This window comes from Halococcus hamelinensis 100A6 (assembly GCF_000336675.1).
Classification (GTDB): domain Archaea; phylum Halobacteriota; class Halobacteria; order Halobacteriales; family Halococcaceae; genus Halococcus; species Halococcus hamelinensis.
The window spans coordinates 68,063-81,702 of sequence record NZ_AOMB01000030.1; the positions used below are offsets into that span (position 1 = coordinate 68,063).

Here is a 13,640-nt window from a genome sequence, read left to right on the forward strand (position 1 = left end):
CATCGTCGGGAGCGTCGCGCCAGCGTACGGATCGGCCGAACCCCATCCTTTAGCGTCTGTAGCGGATACCATCGACGTGAGACGTTCGTTCGCCAGCAGGGTTCCGCCCGACGACCGCGACCCGGTGGAGGGTCGATGAGCGAGGAGACGCCGTACGACACCAGGACGGTCGTGCTCAGCCTCGTCGTCGGGGTCTTCTTCGGTGGGATGGTCGGCGGGGTGGCGTTCCCGACGCTCCCCCAGCTCGGGAGCATCCTCGGGTTCTCGGCGCTGGTCGTCGGCGTGATCCTCTCGATCAACCGCTTCACCCGAATGGTGCTGAACGCGCCCGCCGGGTCCATACTCGATCGGTTCGGTACTCGCCGTCCGATGCTCGCCGGCTTTCTGCTCGAAGGGCTCGCCCCCGTGGGCTACGTGCTCGGTCTGACGGACGTCTGGACCAACGGCATCGCGACCGCGCTCCCCGTCTCGACCACGGCGGCGAGCGCGGGCACGTTCCTCGTCGCCAGGATCCTCTGGGGGGTCGGCTCGGCGTTCGTGATCGTCGGCGCGTTCAGCACCGTCACCCGCGTCACGACGACCGAGAACCGCGGGAAGTGGACGGGCTACATGCGCGGCGGTCAGACCCTCGGCTTCCCGGCGGGGCTGGTGGCGGGCGGGCTCGTCGCCAACCTCGTGGGGTTTCGGGCGGCGTTCGCGCTCGCCGGCGTCGCCGACGTACTCGCCCTGGTCGTGGCCTACTTCGTCCTGCCCGACCTCCGTGCCGAGGTCGAAGACCGAACGAGACTCCGGGAGGTGCCGCGGCTCGCGCTCGCCGACTTCCGGGTGTTGGCGATCGGACTCACGAACTTCGCCGGTCGATTCCTCTACGCCGGTATCCTGCTCTCGACGATCGTCACCTACGCCGACGCGAACGACATCCGGATCGGCTTCCTCTCGGCGACCGGCGTCAGCGGTGTCGTGATGGCGGTGAGCGCGTTATTCGCCGCGATAGCCACCGTCGTCGTCGGCAACGCTGCCGACCGCCTCCCCGACCGGGCGCTGGCGTCGCTGCCGTCGCTCGTCGTCTTCGGCGCTGGCTTCGCGGTGCTCGCGCTCGTCCCGACGCTGCCCGGTACCCTGGTCGGCGTCGCCGCCATCGGAGCCGGGGTCGAGGGCACGAGTCTGCCGCTACTGGCCTACCTCGGCGACATCAGCCCCGCCGACGACGTCGGCAAACTCGGTGGCGTCTACAACGTCTTCGGCGATTTCGGGGGGACTCTCGGCCCGCTGGTCGCGCTCCCGCTCGCGACACGGTTCGGCTACACCGCCGAGTACCTCCTGTGTGCCGTGATCGTCGTCGTCACCGCCGCGCTCGTTCTGGTCGCTCTGGTCGGCGAGGGCACCTCCACGGTCGACGAGCGGGTCGTCTCGGCCGACGATTGAGGTCGGGTTCGACCGGTGGAATTTTCCTGTATGAACCACGAGTCCGACTCGAAGTGAACAAGGGCTCCAGGTCGAACGCCGTGCGTCGGTAACGTAGCCACACAACGGATTCGACCGGCTCGCCGACGGTGGAAGTTCCGGCGGCCGACCGTGTTCGGTCGCGTTCGCCGGTGCGAGACGCTGTTCGGCACTCGGTTCGCGCGCCGCGTCAGTCGTGCGTGAACCATTCTTCGGTTCCTCTCGACGGGTGCAGCGCGTGGACTGTCCCGTTCTCAGATCCCCATGACCCCCAGCATCCACGCCAATGCCGAACACGCCGCTGACCCGACCGCATCGCTCCTCACAGCACCGCCTCGGCCACCGCCACCGTCTCAGCCACCGCCAACAACACCGCCACCGCTTCCACGACTTCGAACCTGACCCGATTTCGAGAGAGCATCCGGTCGATCCACCCGATGCCCGGCCCGCGCGCACGCTGTGGGGGTGGCGAAAGTGACGGGCGATCCTCGCGTTCTCGAACTCGAATCGCGGGTTTCGGCGTCACGTTCCGTCTATCGGTTTCGTACCACGGACGGGGTTCACTCGAAGCGCTCGTTTCGCACGGCCGAACTCCTGCTTCTCGACGCGCTCTGGGATTCGGCCCTCGGGGACTGCTGCTGTCTCGAAGCCACCTACGGGGTCGTCGGTTGCGTGCTCGCCGGCCGGGTGAGGTCGGTCCGGATGACCGAATCGAGCGCCCGTGCCGCGCGTCTCTGCGAGCGAAACGCGAGCGCGAACGGCGTCGAAGCGGTGACCACGCTCACCGCCGACCCGCGAACCCTCGACGAGCGATTCGACGCGGTGACGTACGCACCGAAACCCTACACACCGCTCTCGATGGGCCGCCAGCGCATCGCGAACGGTCTCGCCGTCCTCCGTCCCGGCGGGTCGTTCTCCCTCGCGGCGGCGAAACACACCGGCCTCACGCGGTACGAGGCCTGTCTTCGCGACCTCGCGGCGAGCGTCGAACGGGTCGCCGAGCGCGACGAGTTCGTGGTGCTCCGCGCCACCCGTCCCCCGACGTTCGATCCGCCACCGTTCGTCTCGCCGCGAACGACCCGCACGATGGTGGACGACACCGAACTGTCGCTTGTCACCCTTCCCGGGGTGTTCTCGGCGGCCGGGCTCGACGATGGGACGCGACTGCTGCTCGAAACCACGACCGTCGAGGACGGCGACCGCGTGCTCGACCTCTGTTGTGGCTCCGGCGCTATCGGGACTTACGCCGCCCGGGTCGCCGACTGCGACGTCCGCCTCACCGACGACGACTGCGTCGCGACGTGCTGTGCGGAGCGCACCCTCGCCGCATCCGGTGTGACGGGATCCGTCGTGACCGCCGACTGTACCGACGGCGTTGCCGGTCCGTTCGACCGCGTTCTCTGTAACCCACCGACCCACGCCGGCTGGGGCGTACTCACGGACCTCTTCGCGGGTGCTCGCGAAGTTCTCGCGCCCGGTGGTGCGTTCGTCCTGGTCCACCATCGCGACCTCGACCTCCGAGCGCATCTCTCGGGATTTGAGACGGTGGAGATACTACGAACGAGTGAGGAACACGTCGTCCTGCGAGCCAGCAGATGAGGGCAGGCTACCCCGCTCTCGTTAGTCGTTCCTAACGATGTTGCGTCCCGCGAAGAACGCGACGACACCGACCACGAGGGCGATGACGCCACCGATGTCGAAGAAGAGATCGGCGAACCCACCACCGAATACGGGGCCCGCCGTCCCGAAGAGCGCCATCGCGAACACACCGAGGAACGGAGCGACCGAGAGGGTGACGACGAATCCCCACGCTCGGCGGTCCCGTCGAGCGTGATATCCCAGCCCGAAGAACAGCGCTGTCGGTACGAACAGTGAGAGAGCCATCCGGGACCCGTCGGTGAGGTTTCGACCGGCGAACACGACCGTGAGAAACGCGACCGCCGCACCCAGCGCCACGACGAGGGAGACCCGCTCGTTGCGTTGCGCTGTCCCGTCTAACCGGCGTGTCAGGAACCCAGCAGTCCCACCGAGCACGAGCACCGTGAAGAACACTATCGACAGGGACTCCGCGGCGAGTTCTGGACCGACGGCGAGCGCGGTGGCGAACAGTCCAACGATACCCGGAGCGAGCGCGTCCGTTGATACGAACGCTAGGTGGGTGGGTTCGAAACCGATCTCATCGGATCCACCGCTCCAGACCACCGCCGAACCGCTCGTCGTGGCCTCGCCGGTCGGTCGGTTCGCGGGGCGATATCCCGGTGGGGCGTGGACCACGATTGTGTCGGCCCGGGTAGTGAGAGATGGACTGGTGAGCGAATCGACGACCACGGCACCGGCCGAGCGACGGGCGAAGTCGGATTCCCGGTAGGTCACGACGAGCGTATCGTTCTCGACGGCGCTTCGAACGCCCGGGCCCTCCATGGCCGAGCGATCGACCGAGTCCCGAACGATGTTCCGTCTGCGCTGGTCGTCTCTCCGGAGGGCGTCCGCACCCGAGCGGAGTTCGACGCGAGCGTGCCAGCGCGCGGAACCGTTCTCCGCGACCCGTATCGAGAGGTGACTCTCTTCGGTCGAGAGCCCTACACCGTGGTCGGCCGCCGAGTCGGTGAGCGAGTCGTCACAAACGCCACACAGCGGCTCCGGTGGCGGGCTCGCTGCAGTCGCGCCGACGACGGCGAGGGAGAGAACGAGGAGAACGACGACGAAAACGGATCGAGAGGACATCGACCTCTCAAATTGCAGAGTGGTTTGGCTTAACTATTTTGGAGACGAGTTCGTGATTCGCGTCGCTCGGCGTCGGTGTTCGTGAGGAACGCGGTGGGGATGGGATTCGAACCCATGAGGCCATAGGCCACCTGTTTTCAAGACAGGCGCAATTGTCCACTCTGCCACCCCACCGCGACCCCGACTACCGCCGCGCGTGTCTAAGACCTGTCGGTATCCGGTCTCGAAATCGTCGGCTCGCCGTCGTCCGTCGTGAGCGTGATCCCGAGGTCAGTGAGACACGCCACGGTCTGCTCGGGAACTCGCCGCCCGGCGCGTTCGCGGGCCTCGACGAGCGCGAGCGCGCCCGCGAGGTCGCCCGGGGATTCGACCACCGGGAGCATCGGCGCGTAGTCCACATCGAGGCCCGCGTCGAGCGCGCGGTCGGTGAGCGTCGTGACGGCGGGGGCGGTGTAGGCGTCCGCGAAGTCGATGGGGGCCCCGAACGCCGCGGCGTAGACCCGGCCGTTGGACGCGGGCCCGAGAATCACGTCGTTTCGGCGGAGCTTCATCGCCAACCCGTCGAGGTCGCCGCGGGCGAGGAACGGCGCGGTCGGCTCGACGGCGACCACGGCGCTCTCGTCCTCGGTTTCGAGCAGGTGCGTGAGGGTGTTGCCGACGCGCCCCGAGAACGTCGACCCGACCTGCGGCTCGAAGCGTGCCTCGTCCGGATCGTCGAGTGCGTCCCTCACGACCGTTCGGAGGTCCTCCGGAGGGCCCTCGTCGTCGGCCCGGTAGTTGACGAGGAGGTCGGCGGCGCTGGCCTCGACCGCACGGACGGTGTCGGCACACATCGCCGCGTAGAGCGCCGAACAGTCCGTTTGCGAGAGCGGCGATCGGTCGAGGTCGGGCAGGACGCCCGTTCGCGGCGGGTCACAGAGCACGGCGACGGTGGTCATGGCGGCCGTCGGCGCGCGGCGGCCTTGAACGACGTGGGTCGGAAAGGGGGCTCCTGTGACCGACCTGACGGACCGCGAGTCTTATTTGCAGCGACGGAGTGATCCACGCAACGACAATGGTCTCCGACAACGCGGCCGGGTCGTCCTCGGGAGCGCCCGGGTGGGTCGTCGGTGGGACGGCCGACGACGATGTCGAGCACCCCGGCGGATCGATACCGCTCTCGACCGGGACCGTCTGCGAACTCATCAGCAACGCCCGCCGACGGGCGGTCATCGAACACGTCGCGACGCTCGACGCCGACGAGGACGTCGGGATGGGCGACCTCGCGCGGACGATCGCGGGCGAGGAACACGACATCCCGCCCGCGACGGTCTCGGCCGAACAGCGAAAGACCGTCTACGTCTCGCTCCTCCAGAACCACCTCCCGAAGCTCGACGCCGCGAACGTGGTCGCCTGGAACGACCGTTCGGGGATGGTGGCCCACGGCGAGTGCGTCGGCAGCCTCGCGGCCCTCGTCGAGAGCATCGACCGCGCGTGCGACCCCGATGGCGGCTGAAATGCGTCCCTCACAACCGCTCGCCGTTCTCGCCCTGTTCCTCACCGCCGTCGTTCTCCTCGCCACGACCGTGACGTTCGTCCTGAGTGGCCCCTCGGTCGCGACGGTCGTGGTCCTCGCGGTGGCGCTCCTCACGCTCGCCGGGGCGTGCGTCGTCGGTGCGGGCTCGGCACGGTGGCGCTCGAACCCGTACTGGTAGACCGGCGAATACGTTTTCGTTGCCCCGGTGCGGAGCGATGACATGACGTTTCTCCCCGGCGACGAGGTCGACCTGGTTCCACTCGACCCCGAAGACGAAGCCCACGTCGCGGCCTACCGTCGGTCACGCAACGAACCAACGATGCGCGCCACCGGATCGTACGGCCGTGGACTCACCGACGGCCATGCCAGCGCTCGCGTTCAGGAACTCCAGAGCGGCGACGAGGACCACGCGCTGTGCGCGATCCGGGCCGAAAACGAGACGGTCGGCTGGGGAACCATCCACACGGTGGACGGACGTTCACGAACCACGGCTGTAGCCTACTACGTCCTTCCCGAGCACCAGGGCAACGGCTACGCCAGCGAGGCCGCTCGGCTGCTCGTCGCGTACGCTTTCGACGAACTCAACGCCCACCGCGTCGAGGCCACGGTCCAGGGTGACAACCCCGCGAGCAAGCACGTACTCGAAAAGCTGGGCTTCGTCCACGAGGGCACGAAACGCGACGCCTACTACAAAGAAGGCGAGTACAAGGACCTCACGCTGTGGGCGGTGTTCGACGACGGATTCGTTCGGGAGACTTTCGATAAGTAGTCGTCAGTCGTCCGTGGGTTCGGTGCTCGTCGCCGCGTCTTCCGGGTCGTTCTCCGGGCTCGATGGGTGGTAGTCGGTGTCGTACTCGCCGACCTCCCCGTCGAGTCGGTCCGGGTTGATCCGTCCACCGAGCAGCATGAAGTCGACCATCGTGAGCGCCGCCATCGCCTCCACGACGGGCACGCCGCGTGGGGGGAGCACAGGGTCGTGGCGACCGATGACCTGGGCCTCCTTCTCCTCGCCCGTCTCCCAGTCGACGGTGGTCTGTTTCTTCGGGATCGAGGTCGGCGCGTGGAGGGTGACTTCCCCGCAGATCGGCTGGCCGGTCGTGATCCCGCCCTGGATCCCGCCGTGGTCGTTGCCCACCGGGATCGGGTCCCCGTCTTCTCCGAATTTCCAATCCTCGTTGCGCTCGCTCCCCCGGTAGCGCCGGGCCTCCCGTCCCAGGCCGAACTCGAAACTCGACGTGGCGGGCACGCTCATCATCGCTTGGCCGAGCCGCGCCGGGACCGAGTCGAATCGGGGGGCACCGAGACCGCGCGGCGCACCCCGGATCTCGAAGTAGATCGACCCGCCGATCGAGTCGCCCTCGCGCTGGTAGTCGTCGATGGCCTCGCGCATCCGCTCGGCCGTCTCGGGGTGGGCACACCGGACGGGGTTCTCCTCGGCGTGCTCGCGGATCGCCTCGAAGCTCACCTCGGGGGCCTCGATGTCCCCGATCTGGTTGACGTGCGCGCGGATCTCGACTCCCTCGCTCGCGAGGATCTTCCGGGCGACCGCGCCCGCGGCGACCCAGTTCGCGGTCTCGCGGGCCGACGACCGCCCGCCGCCGCCCCAGTTTCTCGTCCCGAACTTCGCGGAGTAGGTGAAATCGCCGTGGGAGGGCCGCGGGGCCGTGATGAACGGCTCGTACTTCCCCGACCGTGCGTCCTTGTTCTGGATCACCATCCCGATCGGCGTCCCGGTGGTGTAGCCGTCCTGGAGCCCGCTCTTTATCGACACCGCGTCGGGTTCGCCGCGGCTGGTCGTGATCTGTGACTGACCGGGTTTGCGTCGGTCGAGTTCCCGCTGGACGTCCGCTTCGTCGAGTTCCAGTCCCGCCGGACAGCCCGACACCGTGACCCCCATCGCCTCGCCGTGGCTCTCACCGAACGTCGTGACCCGGAAGAGCCGTCCGAACTCGTTGCCGTTCATGTCCGGTGATGGATCCACGGGGATTTGAAGGTTGCACACGGCGTTCGCTGCTCCGTCGACGACACCGGTGCGACATCGGTGATAGTGATGTGACATCGGTGACGCCGGTGGCGCTCTTCCGTACTACCCCCGAAGCCCTCGACCGGACGACTCGCGCCGCTCGCTGCGCTCCTCGCCTCACTCGCTTCGCTCGTTCGGCTCCGGTGCTTGCGTCGCGGTGCTTCGTCCTCCGGCCTCGCCCTTCGAGTCCACCAGGACTGCACCGCCCACACGCCTCCCCAGCCGACTCCTTCACTCGGGCCGCCGGCCCTCGCTCAGTCGTCCACCGCCAGAGCTCTGCTCTGACGAGCCTGCGCTCGCAGTGCTCGCGCAGACCTCGCACGGCGTTCGCGGTCGGCGCTCGTCGTTGCTCGCACCGACCGCTGCCGCGCGCCGACCGCACTGTGGACCGTGGCGATGCCGATTCGGCCGAATCGACCCTTGCTCACCACGCGTCTTCGAGGGTTTCCTCTATATCCTCCACGGACGGGTCGAATCCCTCGGGACCGTTGTCGAGCGTCGCGTCGTCATAGATGTACTCGGCGACACCCGGGAGTGCGTCGCGCTCGACCGCGTCGAGGTCGCGGAGTTCCGTGGGGAGGTCCATCGAATCCCGCACCTCGGCGACACGCTCGACGACCGCCGCGGCCGTGGCATCGTCGTCCTCCCCGTCTACACCGAGCGCGTCGGCCAGCGCGTCCCGCCGGCCGTCGACCGCCGAAAAGAGGAGTTCGAGCACCGGCGGGGCCAGCACGGCGTGGGCGATCCCCTGCTGGACGCCCTCCTCGCGCAGGCCGTGACCGAAGGCGTGGATCACGGACAGCAGTCCTGGCCCGCGATTCCCCTGCCCGTACTGGACGAGCACGACCCCCGCGACGGCGGCGTCCATCGCGTCGGATGCGGGGAGGTCGGGCAACGCTTCGGCCATCAGTCCCAATCCACGCAGCGCGGTCGCGTCGGTCAGCGGGCTCGCGTGCCGGGCGTAGGGCAGTTCGAGCCCCTTGTCGAAGCCGTTCATCGCCGAGCCGAACAGTACCCCCTCGGGTGTGGTCTCGAACAGCTCCGGGTCGTAGACCAGCGCGTCGGGCATCAATCTCGGGTCGCTGAACCCGGCGACGATGTCGCCGTCCTCCTCGTCGTCGAACGTCACCGATCCGCCCGCCGAGAGGTCGGCCCCCGCGAGCGTCGTCGGCACCGCCACCAGAGAGGCGAGGTCGCCATCGGGAATCGACAGTCGCCCCGTCTCGGCGGCGTGCTCGCGGAGTTCGTCCGCGTCGCGCTCGCCGGCCCCGATCGCCCGCATCGCCCGCGCGAGGTCGATCGAACTCCCGCCGCCGACCGCGACGAGCGCGTCGGCATCGTGTTCGTCCATCGCCGCGACCCCATCGAACGCGCCCGCGGCTGACTTGTCGGGTGTCGTCCCGTCGAAGGTCCCCGCGTACCGCTCGCCGAGCCCGTCCTCGATCGGGTCCATCAGCTCGCGGTTCGCGCCGACGTGCTCGCCACAGACCACGAGCGCGCGCTCGCCGCCCGCCTCGCGCACGAGGTACCCGAGGTCGGCGGCGGTCCCGCACCCGAACGCGATCCGGCCGGCGGCGTTGTCGTACTCGAACGGTTCGATAGGGTCCATACCCCGTCTGCGGCTGGCCGCCGGATAACGATTCTCGTGCCGTGAACTACGGTCGGAGGGCATCGACCCGCGCTGCTGCGAACGGCACCAGCATCTCGTCGGGGGCCATCCCCCCGTGCATTCCGACGTTCGCGAGGGTACCTTCCTCCTCGTCGGCGAATCCCTTCCGTGGCACGACCAGCAGGTCGGGACACCGTTCGAGGAATCGACTCGATGGCTCGCGGTCGCCGAACAGTCCCTCGTCCACGATCGCTTCGCGGTCGAGGATAAGGGGATCGAGCGATGTGAGGCCGTCTTCGAGCGTCGCGCGAAGCGCGTCGCGGTGTCCCTCGCGCGCGTGAAACTGGAGGTTTCGCGGGCCGCCGAGCGCCGGGATCGGCTCGCCGTTCGTGTCCCGGGCGAGATGGGATTCGAGGTCGACCCTTCCGAGGTCGACCCGGTTTTCGGGAACCGTATCCACCTCGCCGTGGTCAGCCGTGAGAAGGAATAGCGTGCGCTCAGCCACGTTCGAGTCGAGCTTTTCGACCAGTTCGCGCTCGATGGCGTGACAGACCGCCCCGACCTGAGCATCGGTCTCGGGGTGGGCGGCCCCGCTCGCGTGCGAGAGCTTGTCGACGGTCGGGAAGTAGCAGTAACAGTAGGTCGGCTCCGTGGCGCGCTCCAGCGTCTCGCGTGCCCGGTAGGCGGCCTGTGCCGGGTTCGTGTAGTTCACCACGCTCGCGCCGCGGTTCGCCTGTGAATCGTACAGCGACGGACCGAAATCGGGCTGAACCAGCACCGAAGCGGCATTGAGGCGTTCGTAGAGCGTCGTCCCATCCAGAAGTGCCGCCGGGTCGGGGTCGTCGCGAACCTCGGTGAGGGGTGTGCGGTCGCGGTCGGCGAACGGGAGGGTTTGAACTGTTCCACCCAGTGCCTCGACATACGCGTTCCAGCCGAGCACGCCGTGTTCGGCGGGCTGACGACCGGTGTGGATGGTCGAGACCGCGGCCGCCGTCTCGGAGGGGTAGCCGCTGGTCAGCGGTGTCACAGTCGCGCGGTCGACGAGGCGTGCGAGCAACGGATGGTCGTCACGGACGCGCTGGAAGTGATTCCAGCCGAATCCGTCGACGAATGCGAGCACCACGTGGTCGATGTCGGTCGCCACGCCCTCGAACACGTCGTCCGGGAGCGGGCCGGTCGCCTCGGGCTCGTCGCCGAGGACCGACAGTACGGTGTCCGGAACGTTGGCGAAGCAGTAATCGTCCCACGCGGGCCGGACGAAGCCCGGCGCGAGCTCGTCGTCCGCGAGGTCGGCGGCGAGGCGGTCGCGAAGCACGGCAGCACTCCAGACGCGACCGGCTAAACGCTGTGGGTGGGGGAGGGCTCAGTCGAGGTCCACGTCGACGCCGATCCCGCGGAGCGCGTCGAAGAAATCGGGGAAGGAGACGTCGACGTGCTCGGCTCCCTCGATGGTGGTCGTGCCATCGGCGACCAGGCCCGCGACCGCGAGCGCCATCACGATCCGGTGGTCGCCGCGACCGTCGACCCGCGCGCCGCGCAGGGTCGAGTCGCCGCCGTGGACCGTGAGCGAATCCCGGTGTTCGGTGACCGCTGCTCCCATCTTTTCGAGTTCGTCGGCCATCGCGCTCACGCGGTCGGTCTCCTTGTATCGGACGTGCTCGGCGTTCACGATCCGCGTCTCGCCGTCGGCGGCGGCCCCGAGCGTCGCGAGCGTCGGGAGGAGGTCGGGCGTGTCGCCGACGTCGACCTCGACGCCCCGAAGGTCGCTCCGCTCGACCGAGACCGTCCCCGAGTCGCGGTCCCACGAGAGCGCCGCACCCATCCGTTCGAGGTGGTCGACGATGGCGGTATCGCCCTGGGCGGTCGGGTAGGCTCCCTCCACGCCGAGCCCGTCGTCGGCGGCGAGCGCACCGGCCGCGAGGAGGTACGACGCCGACGAGAAGTCACCGGGGACGCGATAGCTGCCGCCCGGATCGTAGGACTGGTCTCCGGCGACCGCGAACCCCTCGTCCGTCCGTTCGGCCTCCACACCGAAGTCGGCGAGTAGCTCGCGGGTTATCTCGACGTACGGCGCGGACTTGAGTTCGGTTTCGAGGTCGACGGCGAGCCCGGATTCGGTGCGCGCGCCAGCCATCAGGAGCGCGGTGACGAACTGCGAGGAGACGTCGCCGGGGATCGAGACCCGCTCGCCCGCGACGGGGCCGCCGACCACGAGCGGTGCTCGTCCGTTGTCCCGGGTGCTCTCGGCGCGCCCCTCCAGATCCTCGATGGCGTCGAGCAGGGGGCCGTGGGGGCGCGAGCGCAGCGATCCGTCGCCGGTGAGCACGGTGAGGCCATCGGCGAGCGCCGCCGTCCCGGTCACCAGCCGCATCGTGGTGCCGGAGTTGCCACAGTCGATGACGTCGTCGGGGGTCTCGGGGTTTCCGAACCCCCGTACGACGAACGTGCCGTCGTCGAGGTCGACCCCGCCACCGAAGGCGCGGACCGCGCGTGCGGTCGCCCGCGTGTCGGCGCTCACGAGCGGCGCTTCGACCCTGGTTTCGCCCTCGCCGTAGCCCGCGGCGAGGATGGCCCGGTGGGTGTAGCTCTTCGACGGCGGGGCGGTCACCCGGCCGGCGACCGACGACGGCGCGATCTCGGCGTCCATGCCCGCTCGACGACTGGGGGTGGTATCAGCGTGGCGACCGTCGGCCACAACATTAATGATAGTACGTGATAGAATATCGATCGAGGATGTACAAGATCACCTGCGAAACGTGTGGCGACGTCGGGTTTCACCCGTCGCGGATCGGCGCGGAGTCACGCGCCGAAGCACACGACAACGAGACCGGCCACGACTCGCGCATCGAACCAATGACCGAACCCAACCTCTCGACGTGACGGCGGCGGGGACCACGGGTCGTCCCCGGATCGAACACCGTCGGTGAGCGAAACAGCATCGTTTTGGTCGGAGCCCCGGAACCGACCCCATGGATCCCGACCTCTCGGCGCTCGATACGGCGCTCGACGATGCCGACGCCGACGGCTACCTTCTCAACGCCGACGCCGACGACCCCGACCAGCGCTATCTCTCGGGGTTCACCGCCCCCGACCCGTTCGTGACGCTCTACGACGGCGGGACCCACCTCCTCGTCTCGGCGCTCGAATACGGCCGGGCGAGGGGCGAGAGCCGCGCGGAGACGGTCTCGCGTCACGCCGAGTACACCGACGGCGCGGGGAGCCGCGAGGCGGGCCACGTCGTTCTCGCGGCATTCCTCGACGACCACGACGTCGCCTCGGTGCTCGTCCCGCCCCGGTTCCCGGTCGGGACCGCCGACGGCCTCCGCGAGGAGGGGATCGAGGTGACGGCCGAGGAGGGAAGCGTCGTCACNTGGGCCACGTCGTTCTCGCGGCATTCCTCGACGACCACGACGTCGCCTCGGTGCTCGTCCCGCCCCGGTTCCCGGTCGGGACCGCCGACGGCCTCCGCGAGGAGGGGATCGAGGTGACGGCCGAGGAGGGAAGCGTCGTCACCGACATCCGGGCCGTGAAGGCCGACGAGGAGATCGACCACATCAGGGAGGCCCAGCGCGTCAACGAGCAGGGAATGGCCGCCGCCGAGGACCTCCTTCGGGAGGCCGACATCGAGGACGGCACCCTCGTACTCGACGGCGAACCGCTCACGTCCGAGCGGGTCAAGACCGCGATCGAGACGACGTTCCTCGAGAACGGATTCTCCTCCGGGGAGTCGATCGTGGCCTGCGGGAGCGATGCCGCCGACCCCCACAACCGCGGGAGCGGCCCGCTCACCGCCGACGAGTCGATCATCGTCGACATCTTCCCGGGGAGCGATTCGACCGGCTACCACGCCGACATGACCCGGACGTTCGTGAAGGGCGAGCCGAGCGAGACGATCGGGGAGTGGTACGACCTCACCGAAGACGCGTTCGACGCCGCGATGGACGCGATCGAACCCGGCGTGACGGGCGCGGCGGTCCACGACGCGGTCTGTGACGTCTACGAGGATGCCGGCGAACCGACCCTCCGCGCGGACCCCGAAACCGAGACGGGCTTTATTCATGGAACTGGCCACGGCATCGGCCTCGCGGTCCACGAGATGCCGAGCCTGAGCTTCAACGGCGAGGAACTCGAACCCGGCAACGTCGTCACCGTCGAACCCGGGCTCTACGACCCCGACGTCGGCGGGGTCCGGATCGAGGACTTCGTGGTCGTCACCGAGGACGGCTGTGAGAACATCGCCGAGTACCCGAAATCGCTCCGGGTCGAGTAGCTCCCCGAGAAACCGCCGGCGGGGGTGGTCGTGATCGATCCCTCACCCGTTCTCG

General features: G+C 68.7%; 12 protein-coding genes, 1 tRNA gene and 1 pseudogene. 7 read left to right on the forward strand and 7 right to left on the reverse strand.

What is annotated here, in order from left to right; translation table 11 throughout:
* The first annotated feature begins 135 nt into the window (after positions 1-135).
* On the forward strand, positions 136-1,425 hold the full coding sequence (locus tag C447_RS09505) for an MFS transporter (protein WP_007693292.1): 1,290 nt from the start codon (positions 136-138) through the stop codon (positions 1,423-1,425).
* A gap of 492 nt (positions 1,426-1,917) precedes the next feature.
* Positions 1,918-3,042: a methyltransferase gene (locus C447_RS09510; RefSeq protein ID WP_237713430.1), complete on the forward strand. Its 1,125-nt coding sequence runs from the start codon at positions 1,918-1,920 to the stop codon at positions 3,040-3,042.
* A 21-nt stretch (positions 3,043-3,063) separates the two neighbouring features.
* Here the strand turns inward: C447_RS09510 and C447_RS09515 are convergent, their stop codons facing one another.
* The 3 genes from C447_RS09515 to C447_RS09525 all read right to left on the reverse strand — a co-directional run bounded on the left by C447_RS09515 (position 3,064) and on the right by C447_RS09525 (position 5,105).
* Positions 3,064-4,167 carry a DUF4153 domain-containing protein gene (locus C447_RS09515; protein WP_007693294.1) on the reverse strand — a complete coding sequence of 368 codons (1,104 nt, stop codon included), beginning with the start codon at positions 4,165-4,167 and terminating at the stop codon, positions 3,064-3,066.
* 91 nt (positions 4,168-4,258) lie between these two features.
* Positions 4,259-4,341: transfer RNA gene (locus C447_RS09520), tRNA-Ser, on the reverse strand.
* 26 nt (positions 4,342-4,367) lie between these two features.
* Positions 4,368-5,105 carry a hypothetical protein gene (locus C447_RS09525; protein WP_007693295.1) on the reverse strand — a complete coding sequence of 246 codons (738 nt, stop codon included), beginning with the start codon at positions 5,103-5,105 and terminating at the stop codon, positions 4,368-4,370.
* Positions 5,106-5,221: 116 nt separating this feature from the next.
* On the opposite strand from C447_RS09525, the gene C447_RS09530 reads away from it, so the two are divergent.
* The 3 genes from C447_RS09530 to C447_RS09540 are packed head-to-tail and all read left to right on the forward strand — an operon-like array spanning position 5,222 to position 6,452.
* Positions 5,222-5,662, forward strand: a complete 441-nt coding sequence (locus tag C447_RS09530; RefSeq protein WP_007693296.1) for a DUF7344 domain-containing protein — start codon at positions 5,222-5,224, stop codon at positions 5,660-5,662.
* 1 nt (position 5,663) lies between these two features.
* A complete protein-coding gene (locus C447_RS09535) occupies positions 5,664-5,861 on the forward strand; it encodes a hypothetical protein (protein ID WP_237713429.1) in 198 nt (65 codons plus the stop codon).
* Between the two features lie 42 nt (positions 5,862-5,903).
* Complete coding sequence (locus tag C447_RS09540; RefSeq protein WP_007693300.1) at positions 5,904-6,452, forward strand: GNAT family N-acetyltransferase; 549 nt, start codon at positions 5,904-5,906, stop codon at positions 6,450-6,452.
* 3 nt (positions 6,453-6,455) lie between these two features.
* On the opposite strand, the gene aroC is transcribed toward C447_RS09540, so the two are convergent.
* The 4 genes from aroC to aroA all read right to left on the reverse strand — a co-directional run bounded on the left by aroC (position 6,456) and on the right by aroA (position 11,962).
* Positions 6,456-7,646 carry a chorismate synthase gene (gene aroC / locus C447_RS09545; RefSeq protein ID WP_007693301.1) on the reverse strand — a complete coding sequence of 397 codons (1,191 nt, stop codon included), beginning with the start codon at positions 7,644-7,646 and terminating at the stop codon, positions 6,456-6,458.
* 484 nt (positions 7,647-8,130) lie between these two features.
* A complete protein-coding gene (locus C447_RS09550; RefSeq protein ID WP_007693302.1) occupies positions 8,131-9,315 on the reverse strand; it encodes an iron-containing alcohol dehydrogenase family protein in 1,185 nt (394 codons plus the stop codon).
* A gap of 46 nt (positions 9,316-9,361) precedes the next feature.
* Positions 9,362-10,630: an alkaline phosphatase family protein gene (locus C447_RS09555; RefSeq protein WP_007693303.1), complete on the reverse strand. Its 1,269-nt coding sequence runs from the start codon at positions 10,628-10,630 to the stop codon at positions 9,362-9,364.
* Between the two features lie 48 nt (positions 10,631-10,678).
* On the reverse strand, positions 10,679-11,962 hold the full coding sequence (aroA, locus tag C447_RS09560; RefSeq protein ID WP_007693304.1) for a 3-phosphoshikimate 1-carboxyvinyltransferase: 1,284 nt from the start codon (positions 11,960-11,962) through the stop codon (positions 10,679-10,681).
* 86 nt (positions 11,963-12,048) lie between these two features.
* Between aroA and C447_RS18180 the strand changes: the two genes are divergently transcribed.
* Positions 12,049-12,195 carry a hypothetical protein gene (locus C447_RS18180; RefSeq protein WP_169316560.1) on the forward strand — a complete coding sequence of 49 codons (147 nt, stop codon included), beginning with the start codon at positions 12,049-12,051 and terminating at the stop codon, positions 12,193-12,195.
* Between the two features lie 89 nt (positions 12,196-12,284).
* Positions 12,285-13,585, forward strand: a pseudogene (locus tag C447_RS09565) (M24 family metallopeptidase).
* The last annotated feature ends 55 nt before the right edge of the window (positions 13,586-13,640 follow it).